Here is a 17,750-nt window from a genome sequence, read left to right as displayed (position 1 = left end):
GAAAAAGAAAAACCGGCCGCTGAGGGCCGGTTCTTTGAACGCTGTGCGGCTTAGCGGTATTCGCAGAGGTAGGCGGTATCCACGGCCACCTTCAGCTGGAACTTGCTGTTGGCTTCGACGGTGAACTGGCTGCCGGCTTCGAAGGTGTTCCAGCTGTCGCTGCCAGGCAGCTTGACGGTCAGGGCGCCGGCGACGACATGCATGACTTCCAGCTGGCTGGTGCCGAACTCGTATTCGCCCGGGGCCATCACGCCGATGGTGGCAGGACCTTCGGCCATGGCGAAGCCGATGGATTTGACGGTGCCGTCGAAGTACTCGTTGACCTTGAACATCTGCGATTCCTCGGAATGGGTTGGGACAAAACGGTGGTAATAAAAGGGGCGCCAGTATGCCCAAGCGCCTTTTTTTCGTCATCAGTCTTTGAGAGGAAGTACCAGTGGCAGCAGGCGCGCGGTGTTGCGCGCGTCTTCGAGCGCACGGTGCTGTTGCCCCTGAAACTGCATGCCTGCCAGTTGCAGCGCGCAGTGCAGGCCGACCGGGCGCTGTAGTTGGCGAGCCTTGGCGAAAGCCTGTTTCAGATTCAGGTGGGGCACTTTGGCGAGCAGGCTGCTCAGTTGATGCTGGCGCCATTCCTGTTCCAGCTGACGTCGGTCGTAGTCACCCCAGCTGCTCCAGCCGGCCAGACGCGGTGCGTGCTGCGATAGCCAGCGCTCGAACTGCCCCCAGACCTGGGGCAGCGAGGCTGCACTGTCGACATCGGCCTGGGTGATGTGGGTGAGTTCGCGGCAGAAGTCGGTCAGGCACGGACGTCGCTGCGGTTTGACGATGCGCTGAAAGTGATCGCGCTCATGGCCATCTGCGCCGACCAGGCTGGCGCCGATCTCGATGATTTCCATTTCCTGCATCGGCCAGCCACCTTCGTCAGTCGTGGCTTCCAGGTCGATGACCAACCAATGTCCCATTGGTGCTCCTAATCGTTCGCAAGGCCTTGCTCAGGGCCGATTGGCAGGCAGTATGGAAGGCCTTTTCGGTCAGGGCAAACCTCGTGTTAGGCTCTGCGGCCTATGTCCGGAGGAGGTTGTTATGGCAAAGGTCGCATTTATCGGCTTGGGCGTTATGGGGTATCCGATGGCCGGGCATCTTGCCCGTAAAGGTCATCAGGTCACGGTCTATAACCGTTCGCCGGGTAAGGCCGAGCAGTGGATGGGTGAATACGCAGGCAGTAGCGCTCCGACCCCGCGCGAGGCCGCAGCAGGTGCCGAGCTGGTGATGTGTTGCGTCGGCAATGACGACGACCTGCGTAGCGTGATTCTGGGCGAGCAGGGGGCCTTCGCCGGCATGGCGCCGGGTGCCATCCTGGTCGATCACACCACCGCATCCGCCGACGTGGCGCGCGAGCTGGCGGCTGTCGCCGCCGAGCGTGGCCTGGGCTTTCTCGATGCGCCGGTGTCTGGTGGCCAGGCGGGAGCGGTCAATGGCGTGCTGACCGTCATGGTTGGTGGCGAGGCCGAGACCTATGCGACGGCCGAGCCGGTGATCCAGTGCTACGCGCGAATGATGCGTCTGATGGGGCCGGTCGGCAGCGGTCAGTTGAGCAAGATGGTCAACCAGATCTGCATCGCCGGACTGGTGCAGGGGCTGGCCGAGGCGCTGAATTTCGCCCAGTGTGCGGGCCTCGATGGTCATGCCGTGGTCGACGTGATCAGCAAGGGCGCCGCGCAGTCGTGGCAGATGGAAAATCGCTACAAGACCATGCTGGCCGGTGAGTTCGACTTCGGCTTTGCGGTCGACTGGATGCGCAAGGACCTGTCGATCCTGCTTGAAGAGGCGCGCCGCAATGGAGCGCAACTGCCGGTGACGGCGCTGGTCGATCAGTTCTACGCTGACGTCCAGGCCATGGGCGGTGGTCGCTGGGATACCTCCAGCCTGCTGGCGCGCCTGCAGCGTAACCGCTGATCGCCAAAGACCTCGACGAGCGGCGCGCACCTCATTAGGATCGCCGCCGTTCGCTTCCAGTCGAGGTCGTTTCATGGAGTGTCGTGCCGGTTGCGGTGCCTGCTGCATCGCGCCTTCCATCAGCTCGCCAATTCCCGGCATGCCCAACGGCAAGCCCGCGGGAGTGCGCTGTATTCATCTCAATGCCGATTATCTCTGCGCCATTTTCGGGCGACCGGAGAGGCCTCCTGTGTGCGCCGGGTTCAAGGCGGAAGAGCAGCTGTGCGGCAGTGATCGTGAGAGTGCCATCCGTATGTTGGGCTGGCTGGAGCAGGCGACCGCCTGACGATCTGAACCGCTTGCAGGTCGTGCGGGTCGAACGCTAACAGTCTCACCGGGAGTTGCTCGAAGATGATGCGTTATTCCGTTCTGGCCATGCTGATATGTGCGACCGCTGCTCAGGCTGCCGAAAGGCAATGGCAGCTGGAGCGAGAAGAAGAGGGCGTCAGGGTGTATCTGGCTGACGTGCCAGGGTCGAAGTACAAGGCCTATCGCGGCGTGGTGACGATCAATGGCGATCTGGCTGCGGTGCAGGCTGCGCAGGAGGATGTCGAGGGTTCCTGCTCCTGGATATTCAGTTGTCAGCAGCAGCGCCTGCTGGAAACCAGGGGCGATGTGAGCGAGCTGTACACCCGATTCGAAATGCCCTGGCCGGTGAAGGCGCGCGACTCGGTGATTCAGGTGACCAGGCGAACCGATGCCGATGGCGGTATCACGCGCCTGCTCAAGGCCGTGCCGGAGCGTCTGCCGGAAGAAAAGGGCTTCGTGCGCGTGCAGCGCGTCGAGGGTCAGTGGCGCCTGAAGCCGCTGGATGGCGGCAGGGTGGAAGTGACCTACGAGGTGCATACCGAGCCGGGTGGCAGCGTGCCCTCCTGGCTGGCCAACAGTTTCGTCGTCGATGCGCCGTTGCAGACCCTGCAGGGCTTGCGGGCAAAGGTGGAAGGGCGCTGACGCGGAAAACTTTTACGCAAATAAAAAAGGCTGCCGGATAGGCAGCCTTTTTGTTTGGCGGTGCGATCAGCCGCGGTTGCTGGGCAGATCGCGCTGCTCGTAACCGGTGTACAGCTGACGCGGACGGCCGATCTTGTACGGGCCGGAGAGCATTTCCTTCCAGTGCGAGATCCAGCCGACGGTGCGGGCCAGGGCGAATATCACGGTGAACATCGAGGTCGGAATGCCGATGGCCTTGAGGATGATGCCCGAGTAGAAGTCCACGTTCGGGTAGAGGTTGCGCTCCTTGAAGTAAGGATCGTTGCGCGCGATCTCTTCCAGCTTCATCGCCAGTTCCAGCTGCGGGTCGTTGATGCCCAGCTCGGCCAGTACTTCGTCGCAGGTCTGTTTCATGACCTTGGCGCGCGGGTCGAAGTTCTTGTACACGCGATGGCCGAAGCCCATCAGCTTGAACGGATCGTTCTTGTCCTTGGCCTTGGCCACGAACTTGTCGATGTTCTCCACGCTGCCGATTTCGTCGAGCATGGTCAGCACCGCTTCGTTGGCACCGCCATGAGCCGGACCCCACAGCGCGGCGATGCCGGCGGCGATACAGGCGAACGGGTTGGCACCGGAAGAGCCGGCCAGACGTACGGTGGACGTGGAGGCGTTCTGCTCATGGTCGGCGTGGAGGATGAAGATCTTGTCCATCGCCTTGGCCAGCACCGGGCTGATCGGTTTGATCTCGGCCGGGGTGTTGAACATCATGTGCAGGAAGTTTTCCGCGTAGTTCAGGTCGTTGCGCGGGTACATCATGGGCTGGCCCATGGAGTACTTGTAGGTCATCGCGGCGATGGTCGGCATCTTCGCGATCAGGCGCATGGCGGAAATTTCGCGATGGCGCGGGTTATTGATGTCCAGCGAGTCGTGGTAGAAGGCGGAGAGGGCGCCGACCACGCCGCACATGATGGCCATCGGGTGGGCATCGCGGCGGAAGCCGTTGAAGAAGGTCTTCAGCTGCTCGTGAACCATGGTGTGGTTCTTGATGGTGCTGACAAACTTGGCCTTTTCTTCCTGGGTCGGCAGTTCGCCGTTAAGCAGCAGGTAGCAGGTTTCCAGGTAGTCGGATTTCTCGGCGAGTTGCTCGATGGGGTAGCCGCGGTGCAGCAGGACTCCCTTGTCGCCGTCGATGTAGGTGATCTTCGACTCGCAGGAGGCGGTCGACATGAAACCAGGATCAAAGGTGAACCGACCCGTGGCGGTCAGGCTCCGCACATCTATTACTTCGGGACCAACAGTGCCGGTCAGAACGGGCAGTTCGACGGGGGCATTGCCCTCGATGATCAACTGCGCTTTTTTGTCAGCCATATGTGGCCTCCTAGTTATGCTTGAAATCATCAGACAGCCCCCCACGCAGGGCCCGCACCACTATAGTGGGATAAATTCGAAAGTCAATTTGCGAGAACCCAGGCAGTAGAAGGGTTTGCACGGGATTTTCAACGAAAAAAGGCCGCTATTTACGCCATTTGTTTAAAGGCTGCAATGCGCTTTTTGGGGTAGGGCATTGCATTGTCATTAGTCTGCTAACTGTCTATACTCTGCGCCCGACCGTCAGGGGCTTTGCGGCCATATTATGGCGGTCGTCACTCCTTGGGTGATGGGTACCTGACCAGTGCACTTCCCAACAACTTTGCCCTGATAGTTAGGGGCTCTCAGTGTGATAAAAGCCGTGAATAGCCAACGACCTGTAAACCTAGACCTTAGGACTATCAAGCTCCCAGTCACCGCTTATACATCCATTCTTCACCGTATCTCCGGTGTCATCCTCTTTGTCGGTATCGCCATTCTGCTGTTCGGCCTCGACAAGTCGCTGACCTCCGAAGAGGGCTTCGCCCAGGTGAAAGAATGCCTGACCAGTCCGCTGGCCAAGTTCGTGATCTGGGGTCTTCTGTCCGCTCTGCTGTATCACCTGGTGGCCGGCGTGCGCCACTTGATCATGGACATGGGCATCGGCGAGACGCTGGAAGGCGGCAAGCTGGGCTCGAAGATCGTCATCGCCGTTGCGGTGATCGTGATCGTGCTGCTGGGGGTGTGGATATGGTAACCAATGTCACGAATTTCTCGCGTTCGGGCCTCTATGACTGGATGGCGCAACGCGTTTCTGCGGTTGTTCTCGCGGCTTACACGCTGTTTCTGCTGGGCTATGTGATCTGCAATCCGGGCATGGGCTACGCCGAGTGGCATGGTCTGTTCTCGAATACCGCAATGCGCATTTTCAGCCTGCTGGCTCTGGTTGCGCTGAGTGTGCACGCCTGGGTTGGCATGTGGACCATTTCCACCGACTACCTGACGCCGATGGCGCTGGGCAAGTGGGCGACTGGCGTGCGTTTCCTGTTCCAGGCCGTGTGTGGCATTGCGATGTTCGCGATGTTCGTCTGGGGCGTGCAGATTCTGTGGGGTTTCTGATTCATGGCTAGCATCCGTACTCTTTCCTATGACGCCATCATCGTAGGTGGCGGCGGCGCCGGCATGCGTGCTGCGCTGCAACTGGCTCAGGGTGGTCACAAGACTGCCGTGGTCACCAAGGTGTTCCCGACTCGTTCGCACACCGTTTCCGCTCAGGGTGGCATCACCTGCGCCATCGCTTCGGCCGACCCGAACGATGACTGGCGCTGGCATATGTACGATACCGTCAAGGGTTCCGACTACATCGGTGACCAGGACGCTATCGAGTACATGTGCTCCGTTGGTCCGGAAGCCGTGTTCGAACTCGAACACATGGGGCTGCCGTTCTCCCGTACCGAACAGGGCCGCATCTATCAGCGTCCGTTCGGTGGTCAGTCCAAGGGTCCGGACAATCCGACTCAGGCTGCCCGTACCTGTGCCGCCGCCGACCGTACCGGTCACGCGCTGCTGCACACCCTGTATCAGGCCAACCTGAAGGCCGGTACCTCGTTCCTCAACGAGTGGTACGCGGTTGATCTGGTGAAGAACCAGGACGGTGCCATCGTTGGCGTCATCGCCATCTGCATCGAAACCGGCGAAACCGTCTACATCCGCTCCAAGGCCGTTGTTCTGGCCACTGGTGGTGCCGGCCGTATCTATGCCTCCACGACCAACGCCCTGATCAACACCGGTGACGGCGTGGGCATGGCCCTGCGTGCCGGCGTGCCGGTGCAGGACATCGAAATGTGGCAGTTCCACCCGACCGGTATTGCCGGCGCTGGTGTACTGGTTACCGAAGGCTGCCGCGGTGAGGGTGGTTACCTGATCAACGCCCATGGCGAGCGCTTCATGGAGCGTTACGCGCCCAACGCCAAAGACCTGGCTGGTCGCGACGTGGTTGCCCGCTCGATGGTCAAAGAGGTTATCGCCGGTAACGGTGTTGGTCCGAACAAGGATCACGTACTGCTCAAGCTCGACCACCTGGGCGAGGAAGTGCTGCACAGCCGTCTGCCGGGCATCTGCGAACTGTCGAAGACCTTCGCACATGTCGACCCGGTCGTTGCGCCGATCCCGGTTATCCCGACCTGCCACTACATGATGGGTGGCGTTGCCACCAACATTCACGGTCAGGCCATCACCCAGGACGCCAACGGCAACGACAAGATCATCGAAGGTCTGTTCGCTGTCGGTGAAGTGGCCTGCGTATCTGTGCATGGTGCCAACCGTCTGGGCGGCAACTCGCTGCTCGACCTGGTTGTGTTCGGTCGCGCCGCTGGTCTGCACCTGGAAAAAGCGCTGAAAGAAGGCGTGGAAGTGCGTGGGGCCAGCGAAACCGACATCGAGCAGTCCCTGTCGCGTCTGGCTGGCGTCAACGAGCGCAGCACTGGCGAAGACGTGGCCCCGCTCAAGCGCGAGCTGCAACAGTGCATGCAGAACTACTTCGGTGTATTCCGTACCGGCGAATACATGCAGAAAGGTATCACCCAGCTGGCCGATCTCCGCGAGCGTATCGCCAAGGTCAAGATCGCGGACAAGAGTCAGGCCTTCAACACCGCCCGTATCGAGGCGCTGGAACTGCAAAACCTGCTCGAAGTTGCCGAAGCGACCGCTATCGCAGCCGAGGCTCGCAAAGAGTCCCGTGGTGCGCATGCTCGCGAAGACTTCGAAGAGCGCGACGATCAGAACTGGCTGTGCCACTCCCTGTACTTCCCGGGTGAGAAGCGCGTAGCCAAGCGTGACGTGAACTTCGCGCCGAAGACCGTTCCGGCATTTGAACCCAAGGTTCGGACTTATTAAGGGTGACTGAGATGTTGCAAGTCAGTGTTTATCGCTACAACCCGGAGAAGGACGCTGCTCCGTTCATGCAGGACTTCCAGGTCGACACCGGCGGCAAGGACATCATGGTTCTTGACGTGCTGGCGCTGATCAAGGAGCAGGACGAAGGTTTCTCCTATCGTCGTTCCTGCCGTGAGGGCGTTTGCGGCTCCGACGGTATGAATATCAATGGCAAGAACGGTCTGGCGTGCATCACGCCGATTTCCGCTGCCGGCCTCAAGGGTGGCAAGCTGGTGATTCGTCCGCTGCCGGGTTTGCCGGTCATTCGTGACCTGGTCGTCGATATGAGCATCTTCTACAAGCAGTACGAGAAGGTGCAGCCGTTCCTGCAGAACGATACTCCGGCTCCGGCCATCGAGCGTCTGCAGTCGCCGGAAGAGCGCGAGAAGCTCGACGGCCTGTACGAGTGCATCCTGTGCGCGTGCTGCTCGACCAGCTGCCCGTCGTTCTGGTGGAATCCGGACAAGTTCCTCGGTCCCGCTGCGCTGCTGCAGGCCTATCGCTTCCTGGCCGACAGCCGTGACACCAAGACCGCCGAGCGTCTGGCGTCGCTGGACGATCCGTTCAGCGTGTTCCGTTGCCGCGGCATCATGAACTGCGTGAACGTTTGCCCGAAAGGTCTGAACCCGACCAAGGCCATCGGTCACGTACGTAACATGCTGCTGCAGAGCGGTACCTGATTCGCAAGTTGCTGTACCTGTAACACCTGCGGGCCGACCTGGTCGGTCTCGCAGTAAAGCCAGAGCCGCAGCTCACAAAGCCGCGGCTCATACTCGAAAAATATGACGACCAGCAGGGGCATCCGGGCTGGTACCCGGACTATCTGCGGGAACCCAATTGGCTTCATCCGAGTCGCAGCAACATGACTTTGATTGGAACCATGCGGTATTCACGCCGGTGGTGTCCCCTTACCGAGGGTGACCAAGCATGCAAGAAAGCGTGATGCAGCGCATGTGGGACAGTGCCCACCTATCCGGTGGCAACGCTGCCTACGTGGAAGAGCTCTATGAGCTCTACCTGCACGATCCCAACGCTGTGCCAGAAGAATGGCGCACTTACTTCCAGAAGTTGCCGACCGACGGCAGCGCTGCAACGGACGTATCGCACTCGACCATTCGCGATCATTTCGTCCTGCTCGCCAAGAATTCCCGTCGTGCCCAGCCGGTTTCCGCCGGGGCCGTCAGCAGCGAGCACGAAAAGAAGCAGGTGGAAGTACTGCGCTTGATCCAGGCTTACCGCATGCGTGGCCATCAGGCCGCCCAGCTCGACCCGTTGGGTCTGTGGGTGCGCACTGCGCCGTCTGACCTGTCGATCAATCACTACGGCCTGACCGATGCGGATCTGGATACCACTTTCCGCACTGGTGAGCTGTACATCGGCAAAGAGGAGGCAACGCTACGTGAAATCCGCGATGCGTTGCAGCAGACATATTGTCGCACCATCGGTGCCGAATTCACCCATATCGTCGACTCCGGCCAGCGCAACTGGTTCGCCCAGCGTCTGGAAAGCGTGCGTGGTCGTCCGCAGTTTTCCGCCGAAGTGCAGGCGCACGTGCTCGAGCGCGTCACCGCTGCCGAGGGTCTGGAAAAATACCTGGGTACCAAATACCCGGGCACCAAGCGTTTCGGCCTGGAAGGTGGCGAAAGCCTGATCCCGCTGCTTGACGAAATCATTCAGCGTTCGGGCTCCTACGGCACCAAGGAAATCGTTATCGGCATGGCCCACCGTGGCCGTCTGAACGTGCTGGTCAACACCTTCGGCAAGAACCCGCGCGACCTGTTCGACGAGTTCGAAGGCAAGAAGGCAGAAGGCCTGTCCTCGGGGGACGTCAAGTACCACCAGGGCTTCTCCTCCAACGTCATGACTGCTGGTGGCGAAGTGCACCTGGCGCTGGCGTTCAACCCCTCGCACCTGGAAATCGTTTCTCCGGTGGTCGAGGGTTCGGTGCGTGCCCGTCAGGATCGCCGCAACGACGCCACCGGTGACAAGGTGCTGCCGATCTCCATCCACGGTGATGCGGCATTCGCCGGTCAGGGTGTGGTCATGGAAACCTTCCAGATGTCGCAGACCCGCGGCTACAAGACTGGCGGTACCATCCACATCGTGATCAACAACCAGGTTGGCTTCACCACCAGCCGTCCGGAAGATGCGCGCTCCACCGAGTACGCCACCGACGTCGCCAAGATGATTCAGGCGCCGATCTTCCACGTGAACGGTGATGACCCGGAAGCAGTGCTGTTCGTCACTCAGCTGGCTGTCGACTACCGCATGCAGTACAAGCGCGACGTGGTCATCGACCTGGTCTGCTACCGCCGCCGTGGTCACAACGAGGCCGACGAGCCGAATGGCACTCAGCCGCTGATGTATCAGCAGATCGCCAAGCAGCGTACTACCCGTGAGCTCTACGCCGAGGCTCTGGTCGCAGCCGGTACACTGACCAGTGATGACGTACAGGCCAAGATCGATGGCTACCGTACGGCGCTGGACAACGGTCAGCACGTGGTCAAGAGCCTGGTCAAGGAACCGAACAAGGAACTGTTCGTCGACTGGCGTCCGTATCTGGGCCATGCCTGGACCGCGCGTCACGACACCCGTTTCGATCTCAAGACCCTGCAGGAACTGTCCGCCAAGCTGCTGGAAATTCCCGAGGGCTTCCTGGTTCAGCGTCAGGTGGCGAAGATCCTCGAAGACCGTCAGAAGATGGGCGCGGGTGGCTTGCCAATCAACTGGGGCTTCGCCGAAACCATGGCCTACGCGACCCTGCTGGTCGAAGGTCATCCGATCCGCATGACTGGCCAGGACATCGGCCGCGGCACCTTCTCGCACCGTCATGCGGTGCTGCACAACCAGAAGGACGCCTCGACCTACGTTCCGCTGAAGAACCTGTACGAAGGTCAGCCGAAGTTCGAACTGTACGACTCCTACCTCTCCGAGGAAGCGGTACTGGCGTTCGAATATGGCTACGCCACCACCACGCCGAACGCGCTGGTGATCTGGGAAGCCCAGTTCGGCGACTTCGCCAACGGTGCCCAGGTGGTATTCGACCAGTTCATTTCCAGCGGCGAGACCAAGTGGGGCCGTCTCTGCGGTCTGACCGTTCTGCTGCCGCATGGCTATGAAGGGCAGGGGCCTGAGCACAGCTCGGCGCGTCTGGAGCGTTATCTGCAACTGTGCGCCGAGCACAACATGCAGGTGTGCGTACCGACCACCCCGGCGCAGGTCTACCACATGCTGCGTCGCCAGGTGATCCGTCCGCTGCGCAAGCCGCTGGTGGTGCTGACTCCGAAGTCGCTGCTGCGTCACAAGCTGGCTATCTCGACCCTGGAAGATCTGGCCGAAGGTTCCTTCCAGACCGTGATCGGCGAGATCGACTCGCTGGATCCGAAGAAGGTCGAGCGCCTGATCCTGTGCAGCGGCAAGGTTTACTACGATCTGCTGGAGAAGCGTCGTGCCGAAGGCCGCGAAGATATCGCCATCGTGCGTATCGAGCAGCTCTATCCGTTCCCGGAAGACGATCTGGCCGAGGCTCTGGCACCGTACAAGAACCTGAAGCATATCGTCTGGTGTCAGGAAGAACCGATGAACCAGGGCGCCTGGTACTGCAGCCAGCATCACATGCGTCGTGTCGCCACCGCGCACAAGAAGGGCCTGTTCCTCGAGTACGCCGGTCGCGATGCGTCGGCGGCCCCGGCTTGTGGTTATGCGTCGATGCACGCCGAGCAGCAGGAAAAATTGCTGCAGGACGCCTTTACTGTTTAACGCCTTCATCCGGTAGGTGGCAGGTGCCGCCTACCGGTAAACCGAATTTAAGGAAATGCATACAATGGCTATCGAGATCAAAGCCCCAACCTTCCCGGAATCGGTTGCCGACGGCACCGTGGCCACCTGGCACAAGAAGCCGGGCGAGGCGGTCAAGCGCGATGAGCTGATCGTCGACATCGAAACCGACAAGGTGGTGATCGAAGTCCTGGCCGAGGCCGACGGCGTCCTCGCTGAAATCATCAAGAACGAAGGCGACACCGTTCTTTCCAACGAGCTGCTGGGCAAACTGACCGAAGGTGGGGCTGCTGCCGCTGCGCCGGCTGCCGCTCCGGCCGCTGCACCTGCCCAGGCCGCCGCTCCGGCTGCTGCCGCCGGCGACGACGCCATCCTGTCCCCGGCCGCGCGCAAGCTGGCCGAAGAGAACGGCATCGACCCGAACAGTATCGCCGGCACCGGCAAAGGCGGCCGTGTGACCAAGGAAGACGTGGTCGCTGCCGTCGAAGCCAAGAAGAACGCCCCGGCTGCTGCCAAACCGGCCGCTGCTCCGGCTGCTGCCGCCCCGGTCGTCGCCACCGGCGATCGTACCGAGAAGCGTGTGCCGATGACCCGCCTGCGCGCCAAGATCGCCGAGCGTCTGGTCGAAGCTCAGTCTTCCATGGCCATGCTGACCACCTTCAACGAAGTGGACATGACCGAAGTCATGGCCCTGCGCTCGAAGTACAAGGATCTGTTCGAGAAGTCCCACAACGGCGTGCGCCTGGGCTTCATGTCGTTCTTCGTCAAGGCCGCTACCGAAGCCCTGAAGCGCTTCCCGGCGGTCAACGCGTCGATCGACGGCAACGACATCGTTTACCATGGCTACGCCGACATCGGTGTTGCCGTGTCCAGCGACCGTGGCCTGGTGGTTCCGGTACTGCGTAATGCCGAGCTGATGAGCCTGGCTGAAATCGAGAGCGGCATCGCCACCTTCGGCAAGAAGGCGCGTGACGGCAAGCTGTCCATCGAAGAGATGACCGGCGGCACCTTCACCATCACCAACGGTGGTACTTTCGGTTCGATGATGTCGACTCCGATCGTCAACCCGCCGCAGGCTGCCATCCTGGGTATGCACAACATCATCCAGCGTCCGATGGCGATCAATGGCCAGGTGGTGATCCGTCCGATGATGTATCTGGCGCTGTCTTACGACCACCGCCTGATCGATGGTAAGGAAGCCGTGACCTTCCTGGTGACCATCAAGAACTTGCTTGAAGACCCGGCTCGCCTGCTGCTGGAAATCTAAAAGCCAGTCTCCTCCACGACGGCCCTGTTCGCAGGGCCGTCCGGTTTATTCGAGAAGGAATACGTTATGACCCAGAAATTCGACGTGGTAGTCATCGGTGCCGGCCCTGGTGGCTACGTAGCCGCCATCAAAGCAGCGCAACTCGGTCTGAAAACCGCTTGCATCGAGAAATACCAGGGCAAGGACGGCAAGATCGCGCTCGGCGGTACCTGCCTGAACGTCGGCTGCATTCCTTCCAAGGCGCTGCTGGACAGCTCCTGGAAGTACCACGAAGCCAAAGAAGGCTTCGCTGTTCACGGTATCGAAGCCAAGGGCGTGACCATCGACGTACCGGCGATGATCGGTCGCAAGGCCACCATCGTTAAGAACCTGACCGGCGGTATCGGTTCGCTGTTCAAGGCCAACGGCGTGACCCTGCTGGAAGGCCACGGCAAGCTGCTGGCTGGCAAGCAGGTCGAAGTGACCGGTCTCGATGGCAAGACCCAGGTAGTCGAAGCTGCTCACGTGATCATCGCTTCCGGTTCCAAGCCGGTTGAGATCCCGCCGGCCCCGGTCGATCAGGACGTCATCGTCGACTCCACCGGTGCCCTGGAATTCCAGAGCGTGCCGAAGAAGCTGGGCGTGATCGGCGCCGGTGTGATCGGTCTAGAGCTGGGCTCGGTATGGGCTCGCCTGGGTTCCGAAGTCACCGTGCTGGAAGCCATGGACAAGTTCCTCGCTGCTGCCGACGATCAGATCGCCAAGGAAGCCCAGAAGACCCTGACCAAGCAGGGCCTGGACATCCGCCTGGGCGCTCGTGTGACCGGCACCGAAGTCAAGAAGAAGCAAGTGACCGTCACCTTCACTGACGCCAATGGCGAGCAGAAGATGGTGTTCGACAAGCTGATCGTGGCCGTGGGCCGTCGCCCGGTTACCACCGATCTGCTGGCTGCCGACAGCGGCGTCACCCTCGACGAGCGCGGCTACATCTTCGTCAACGACCAGTGCGAAACCAGCGTTCCGGGCGTTTACGCCATCGGTGACGTGGTGCGTGGTGCCATGCTCGCGCACAAGGCCTCGGAAGAGGGCGTGATGGTTGCCGAGCGCATCGCCGGCCACAAGGCGCAGATGAACTACGACCTGATCCCGTCCGTGATCTACACCCACCCGGAAATCGCATGGGTCGGCAAGACCGAGCAGCAACTGAAGGCCGAGGGCGTTGCCGTCAACGTCGGTACCTTCCCGTTCGCCGCGAGCGGCCGAGCCATGGCTGCCAACGACACTACCGGTCTGGTCAAGGTCATCGCTGACGCCAACACTGACCGCGTACTGGGCGTTCACGTGATCGGCCCAAGCGCGGCCGAACTGGTCCAGCAGGGTGCGATCGGCATGGAATTCGGCACCAGTGCCGAAGACCTGGGCATGATGGTCTTCTCCCACCCGACCCTGTCCGAGGCGCTGCACGAAGCCGCCCTGGCGGTCAACGGTGGCGCGATTCACATCGCCAACCGCAAGAAGCGCTAAACGTAATCAACAGGCCGGTTTACCGGCCTGTTGCGATGCAAGTTTGTTGTAAGCCGCCGAGGTAGGCGGGGCGTCGTGTAATCGCCCCATCGCTGCGGTGGTGTTTGCAAGCAGAACCACGCCGGGTGGCCCGCGTCGAGTTCGACTCGCGGCGGAAGATCCGGCGGACTGCTCCGGCAGTCACAGGTGGCGCGGTATCACAAGTACAGCGCCGAATGCGCAATACCTAAACGAAGACGGTAGACAAGCATGAATCTTCACGAGTATCAGGGTAAGCAGCTGTTCGCTGAATACGGCCTGCCTGTATCCAAGGGCTTCGCGGTAGACACCCCGGAAGAAGCCGCAGAAGCCTGCGAAAAAATCGGCGGCAGCGAGTGGGTCGTCAAGGCTCAGGTCCACGCTGGTGGCCGCGGCAAAGCCGGTGGCGTAAAGCTGGTCAAGAGCAAGGAAGACGCCAAAGCCTTCGCCGCCAACTGGCTGGGCAAGCGTCTGGTGACCTACCAGACTGACGCCAATGGTCAGCCGGTCAGCAAAATCCTGGTCGAATCCTGCACCGACATCGCCAAGGAACTGTACCTGGGTGCTGTAGTGGACCGTTCCAGCCGTCGCATCGTGTTCATGGCTTCCACCGAAGGTGGCGTGGACATCGAGAAAGTGGCTCACGAAACCCCTGAGAAGATTCTCAAGGCCACCATCGATCCGCTGGTCGGCGCTCAGCCTTACCAGGGCCGCGAGCTGGCTTTCCAGCTGGGTCTGGAAGGCGATCAGATCAAGCAGTTCACCCACATCTTCGTTGGCCTGGCCAAGCTGTTCCAGGACTACGACCTGGCTCTGCTGGAAGTGAACCCGCTGGTGATCAAGGCTGACGGCAACCTGCACTGCCTGGATGCCAAGATCAACATCGACTCCAACGCCATGTACCGTCAGCCCAAGCTGCGCGCCATGCACGATCCGTCCCAGGACGATCCGCGTGAAGCCCATGCGCAGAAGTGGGAGCTGAACTACGTCGCGCTGGAAGGCAACATCGGCTGCATGGTCAACGGTGCTGGCCTGGCCATGGGCACCATGGACATCGTCAACCTGCACGGCGGTCAGCCGGCCAACTTCCTCGACGTAGGTGGTGGCGCGACCAAAGAGCGCGTGACCGAAGCGTTCAAGATCATCCTCTCCGATGACAACGTCAAAGCCGTTCTGGTGAACATCTTCGGCGGTATCGTTCGTTGCGACATGATTGCCGAAGGCATCATCGGCGCCGTGAAAGAAGTCGGCGTGAAGATCCCGGTGGTCGTCCGTCTCGAAGGTAACAATGCCGAGCTGGGCGCCAAGGTCCTGGCTGACAGCGGTCTGAACATCATCGCGGCAACCAGCCTGACCGACGCTGCCCAGCAGGTCGTCAAGGCCGCGGAGGGTAAGTAATGAGCATCCTGATCAACAAAGACACCAAGGTCATCTGCCAGGGCTTCACCGGCTCGCAGGGCACCTTCCACAGCGAACAAGCCATCGCCTACGGCACCAAGATGGTCGGCGGCGTTACTCCGGGCAAGGGTGGTAGCACTCACCTGGGCCTGCCGGTGTTCAACACCGTCAAGGAAGCCGTAGCAGCCACTGGCGCTGAAGCGTCGGTCATCTACGTTCCGGCTCCGTTCTGCAAGGACTCGATCCTGGAAGCGGCCAACGGCGGCATCAAGCTGATCGTCTGCATCACCGAAGGCATCCCGACCATCGATATGCTGGAAGCCAAGGTCAAGTGCGACGAGCTGGGCGTACGCCTGATCGGCCCGAACTGCCCGGGCGTGATCACTCCCGGCGAGTGCAAGATCGGCATCATGCCGGGTCACATCCACCTGCCAGGCAAAGTCGGCATCGTGTCCCGTTCCGGCACCCTGACCTATGAAGCCGTGAAGCAGACCACCGACGCCGGCTTTGGCCAGTCCACCTGCGTGGGCATCGGCGGTGACCCCATCCCGGGCTCCAACTTCATCGATATCCTGAAGCTGTTCCAGGAAGATCCGAAGACCGAAGCGATCGTCATGATCGGTGAGATCGGCGGTTCGGCCGAGGAAGAAGCGGCTGCCTTCATCAAGGCCAACGTCACCAAGCCTGTTGTTTCCTACATCGCTGGTGTGACCGCTCCTCCCGGCAAGCGCATGGGCCACGCTGGCGCCATCATTTCCGGTGGCAAGGGCACTGCAGACGAGAAGTTCGCTGCGCTGCAGGACGCCGGTGTGAAAACCGTGCGTTCCCTGGCCGACATCGGCAAGGCCCTGGCCGAGCTGACCGGTTGGGAAGTCAAGAACGCCTAAGCGTTTCTGACCCTCGCAAAAAGGCCACCTTCCGGTGGCCTTTTTGTTTCTGACGCATATGGGCGAGCCGGCTTCGTGGGGCAGGGCGGGCCGGGATCAGAATTGTGCGACTGGCCACCGTATCAACTGTTGTCGATGCGACAGTCCGTTACGCCAGTTCGACAGCTGGTCCGGCAACTGTGCTGCTGCCGGGTGCTTTTCGTTAGTATTCGCGGCTTACCGTGTCCGTGGCGTCACAAGCGCCTGGCGATGCATGCAGTGGTTCGAGCCAAACGCTCGGGCGACGTTTCCCGAATCCCTCAAGGAAACCCCCGCAATTCTTCGATTTCCTGCTTGTGGTATTTCCCCTTATGACTCGTTTGAAAGGTCCGGACCTCCTAGCTCTCGGCTTCATGACTTTTGCGCTGTTTCTTGGCGCCGGCAACATCATCTTCCCTCCCAGTGCCGGTCTGGCCGCCGGAGATAATCTGCTCCCCGCAGCAGTCGGTTTTCTCCTGACCGGTGTCGGTCTGCCGCTGCTGACCGTAGTCGCCCTGGCCCGCGTCGGCGGAGGCATGGATCTTCTCACCGCACCGCTGGGCAGGATCGCTGGTGCAATCCTGGCAGTAGCGGTTTACCTGGCCATTGGTCCGTTGTTCGCTACGCCGCGAACGGCCGTGGTGTCCTTCGAGATGGGTATCGCGCCGTTTACCGGCAACGAAGGTACGCCGCTGCTGATCTATACCCTGGTGTACTTCGCTGCCGTGTTGTTCCTTTCCCTCAATCCGGGACGATTGGTCGACCGCATCGGCAAGTTCATCACGCCGGTATTGCTGGCCGCGTTGCTGGTGCTGGGTGGTGCGGCCCTGTTCGCTCCGGCCGGGGAGATCGGTGTGGTCGCCGACAGCTACCGCGAGGCGCCGCTGGTGCAGGGCTTCCTGCAGGGCTACCTGACCATGGATACCCTGGGCGCGCTGGTCTTCGGCATTGTGATTGCCAGTGCCATCCGTGATCGCGGTATCAGCGATGCCGGTCTGGTCACCCATTATTCGATCATCGCCGGCATCATCGCAGCCATTGGTCTGTCGCTGGTGTATCTGGCGCTGTTCTACCTCGGTGCCACCAGTCAGGGCATTGCCGGTGATGCGGAAAATGGCGTACAGGTGCTGACCACCTATGTGCAGCACACCTTCGGCACCACCGGCAGCCTGTTGCTGGCCGTGGTCATTACCCTGGCGTGCCTCACTACCGCCGTTGGCCTGCTGACCGCTTGCGGCGAGTTCTTCAGCAAGCTGCTGCCAGTGTCCTACCGCGGCGTGGTGATCGTTTTCGGCCTGTTCAGCCTCGGGGTGGCCAATCAGGGGCTGACGCAACTGATCAGTTTCTCCATTCCGGTGCTGGTCGGCCTGTATCCGCTGGCGATCGTCCTGGTCGCTTTGAGCCTGGCCAATCGCCTGTGGCATTCCCAGTCGCTGGTGTTCATTCCGGTAATGGCCGTCACGCTGGTTTTCGGCATTGCCGATGGTATTGCCGCTACCCCCTGGGCCGACAAGGTCCCAGCCTGGTTCGGGAAACTGCCGCTGGCCGGTCAGAGCCTGGGCTGGCTGGTACCGGTGGCGATTACCCTGGCACTGGTCGTGCTGCTGGATCGCGTCCGCGGGCTGCGCCAGAGCGCCACTGCTTGACCTGTGCTTGAAACCAAAAAAGGCTGCCCA

General features: G+C 61.0%; 16 protein-coding genes. 13 read left to right on the top strand and 3 right to left on the bottom strand.

What is annotated here, in order from left to right; genetic code table 11:
* Positions 1 to 50: 50 nt before the first annotated feature.
* Positions 51 to 332 (bottom strand): pyrimidine/purine nucleoside phosphorylase, encoded by a 282-nt coding sequence (locus OEG79_RS11610; RefSeq protein ID WP_041979485.1) that lies wholly within the window; start codon positions 330 to 332, stop codon positions 51 to 53.
* Positions 333 to 413: 81 nt separating this feature from the next.
* Complete coding sequence (locus OEG79_RS11605; protein ID WP_264145176.1) at positions 414 to 962, bottom strand: exonuclease domain-containing protein; 549 nt, start codon at positions 960 to 962, stop codon at positions 414 to 416.
* Between the two features lie 121 nt (positions 963 to 1,083).
* Here OEG79_RS11605 and OEG79_RS11600 point away from each other — a divergent pair, with 121 nt between their 5' ends.
* From OEG79_RS11600 to OEG79_RS11590, 3 genes are all read left to right on the top strand, one after another.
* A complete protein-coding gene (locus OEG79_RS11600) occupies positions 1,084 to 1,956 on the top strand; it encodes an NAD(P)-dependent oxidoreductase (RefSeq protein WP_264145175.1) in 873 nt (290 codons plus the stop codon).
* Positions 1,957 to 2,029: 73 nt separating this feature from the next.
* A complete protein-coding gene (locus OEG79_RS11595) occupies positions 2,030 to 2,281 on the top strand; it encodes a YkgJ family cysteine cluster protein (RefSeq protein ID WP_264145174.1) in 252 nt (83 codons plus the stop codon).
* A gap of 65 nt (positions 2,282 to 2,346) precedes the next feature.
* On the top strand, positions 2,347 to 2,946 hold the full coding sequence (locus OEG79_RS11590; RefSeq protein ID WP_264145173.1) for an START domain-containing protein: 600 nt from the start codon (positions 2,347 to 2,349) through the stop codon (positions 2,944 to 2,946).
* Positions 2,947 to 3,012: 66 nt separating this feature from the next.
* Here OEG79_RS11590 and gltA read toward each other — a convergent pair whose 3' ends face one another.
* Entirely contained in the window at positions 3,013 to 4,293 is a 1,281-nt protein-coding gene (gltA, locus tag OEG79_RS11585) for a citrate synthase (RefSeq protein WP_264145172.1), read from the bottom strand.
* A 349-nt stretch (positions 4,294 to 4,642) separates the two neighbouring features.
* On the opposite strand from gltA, the gene sdhC reads away from it, so the two are divergent.
* The 10 genes from sdhC (at position 4,643) to brnQ (ending at position 17,720) form a co-directional block, all read left to right on the top strand.
* Positions 4,643 to 5,029, top strand: coding sequence for a succinate dehydrogenase, cytochrome b556 subunit (gene sdhC / locus OEG79_RS11580; protein WP_264145171.1), 387 nt, complete (start codon positions 4,643 to 4,645; stop codon positions 5,027 to 5,029).
* Positions 5,023 to 5,391 carry a succinate dehydrogenase, hydrophobic membrane anchor protein gene (sdhD, locus tag OEG79_RS11575; protein WP_003240851.1) on the top strand — a complete coding sequence of 123 codons (369 nt, stop codon included), beginning with the start codon at positions 5,023 to 5,025 and terminating at the stop codon, positions 5,389 to 5,391. Before sdhC ends, sdhD begins: the two co-directional genes overlap by 7 nt.
* Before the next feature lie 3 nt (positions 5,392 to 5,394).
* Entirely contained in the window at positions 5,395 to 7,167 is a 1,773-nt protein-coding gene (sdhA, locus tag OEG79_RS11570) for a succinate dehydrogenase flavoprotein subunit (RefSeq protein ID WP_264145170.1), read from the top strand.
* 11 nt (positions 7,168 to 7,178) lie between these two features.
* Entirely contained in the window at positions 7,179 to 7,886 is a 708-nt protein-coding gene (locus OEG79_RS11565) for a succinate dehydrogenase iron-sulfur subunit (RefSeq protein WP_013715382.1), read from the top strand.
* Between the two features lie 247 nt (positions 7,887 to 8,133).
* Complete coding sequence (locus OEG79_RS11560; protein ID WP_264145169.1) at positions 8,134 to 10,965, top strand: 2-oxoglutarate dehydrogenase E1 component; 2,832 nt, start codon at positions 8,134 to 8,136, stop codon at positions 10,963 to 10,965.
* A gap of 64 nt (positions 10,966 to 11,029) precedes the next feature.
* Positions 11,030 to 12,250 (top strand): 2-oxoglutarate dehydrogenase complex dihydrolipoyllysine-residue succinyltransferase, encoded by a 1,221-nt coding sequence (gene odhB, locus OEG79_RS11555; RefSeq protein ID WP_264145168.1) that lies wholly within the window; start codon positions 11,030 to 11,032, stop codon positions 12,248 to 12,250.
* A 66-nt stretch (positions 12,251 to 12,316) separates the two neighbouring features.
* A complete protein-coding gene (gene lpdA, locus OEG79_RS11550; protein ID WP_264145167.1) occupies positions 12,317 to 13,753 on the top strand; it encodes a dihydrolipoyl dehydrogenase in 1,437 nt (478 codons plus the stop codon).
* 249 nt (positions 13,754 to 14,002) lie between these two features.
* Positions 14,003 to 15,169, top strand: coding sequence for an ADP-forming succinate--CoA ligase subunit beta (sucC, locus tag OEG79_RS11545; protein WP_264145166.1), 1,167 nt, complete (start codon positions 14,003 to 14,005; stop codon positions 15,167 to 15,169).
* A complete protein-coding gene (gene sucD / locus OEG79_RS11540; protein WP_264145165.1) occupies positions 15,169 to 16,056 on the top strand; it encodes a succinate--CoA ligase subunit alpha in 888 nt (295 codons plus the stop codon). Before sucC ends, sucD begins: the two co-directional genes overlap by 1 nt.
* A 350-nt stretch (positions 16,057 to 16,406) precedes the next feature.
* Positions 16,407 to 17,720, top strand: coding sequence for a branched-chain amino acid transport system II carrier protein (gene brnQ, locus OEG79_RS11535; protein WP_264145164.1), 1,314 nt, complete (start codon positions 16,407 to 16,409; stop codon positions 17,718 to 17,720).
* Positions 17,721 to 17,750 lie beyond the last annotated feature (30 nt).

Source organism: Pseudomonas sp. Z8(2022) (assembly GCF_025837155.1).
Taxonomy (GTDB): Bacteria; Pseudomonadota; Gammaproteobacteria; order Pseudomonadales; family Pseudomonadaceae; genus Aquipseudomonas.
The sequence above is the reverse complement of the archived record's forward strand: the minus strand, read 5'-3'. Positions and strand labels throughout refer to the sequence as shown.

What these genes read in the sequence shown, in the direction of transcription:
- OEG79_RS11610 (WP_041979485.1), bottom strand. Translation starts at nt 332, where the DNA reads ATGTTCAAGGTCAACGAGTACTTCGACGGCACCGTCAAATCCATCGGC.
- OEG79_RS11605 (WP_264145176.1), bottom strand. Translation starts at nt 962, where the DNA reads ATGGGACATTGGTTGGTCATCGACCTGGAAGCCACGACTGACGAAGGT.
- OEG79_RS11600 (WP_264145175.1), top strand. Translation starts at nt 1,084, where the DNA reads ATGGCAAAGGTCGCATTTATCGGCTTGGGCGTTATGGGGTATCCGATG.
- OEG79_RS11595 (WP_264145174.1), top strand. Translation starts at nt 2,030, where the DNA reads ATGGAGTGTCGTGCCGGTTGCGGTGCCTGCTGCATCGCGCCTTCCATC.
- OEG79_RS11590 (WP_264145173.1), top strand. Translation starts at nt 2,347, where the DNA reads ATGATGCGTTATTCCGTTCTGGCCATGCTGATATGTGCGACCGCTGCT.
- gltA (WP_264145172.1), bottom strand. Translation starts at nt 4,293, where the DNA reads ATGGCTGACAAAAAAGCGCAGTTGATCATCGAGGGCAATGCCCCCGTC.
- sdhD (WP_003240851.1), top strand. Translation starts at nt 5,023, where the DNA reads ATGGTAACCAATGTCACGAATTTCTCGCGTTCGGGCCTCTATGACTGG.
- sdhA (WP_264145170.1), top strand. Translation starts at nt 5,395, where the DNA reads ATGGCTAGCATCCGTACTCTTTCCTATGACGCCATCATCGTAGGTGGC.
- OEG79_RS11565 (WP_013715382.1), top strand. Translation starts at nt 7,179, where the DNA reads ATGTTGCAAGTCAGTGTTTATCGCTACAACCCGGAGAAGGACGCTGCT.
- OEG79_RS11560 (WP_264145169.1), top strand. Translation starts at nt 8,134, where the DNA reads ATGCAAGAAAGCGTGATGCAGCGCATGTGGGACAGTGCCCACCTATCC.
- odhB (WP_264145168.1), top strand. Translation starts at nt 11,030, where the DNA reads ATGGCTATCGAGATCAAAGCCCCAACCTTCCCGGAATCGGTTGCCGAC.
- lpdA (WP_264145167.1), top strand. Translation starts at nt 12,317, where the DNA reads ATGACCCAGAAATTCGACGTGGTAGTCATCGGTGCCGGCCCTGGTGGC.
- sucC (WP_264145166.1), top strand. Translation starts at nt 14,003, where the DNA reads ATGAATCTTCACGAGTATCAGGGTAAGCAGCTGTTCGCTGAATACGGC.
- sucD (WP_264145165.1), top strand. Translation starts at nt 15,169, where the DNA reads ATGAGCATCCTGATCAACAAAGACACCAAGGTCATCTGCCAGGGCTTC.
- brnQ (WP_264145164.1), top strand. Translation starts at nt 16,407, where the DNA reads ATGACTCGTTTGAAAGGTCCGGACCTCCTAGCTCTCGGCTTCATGACT.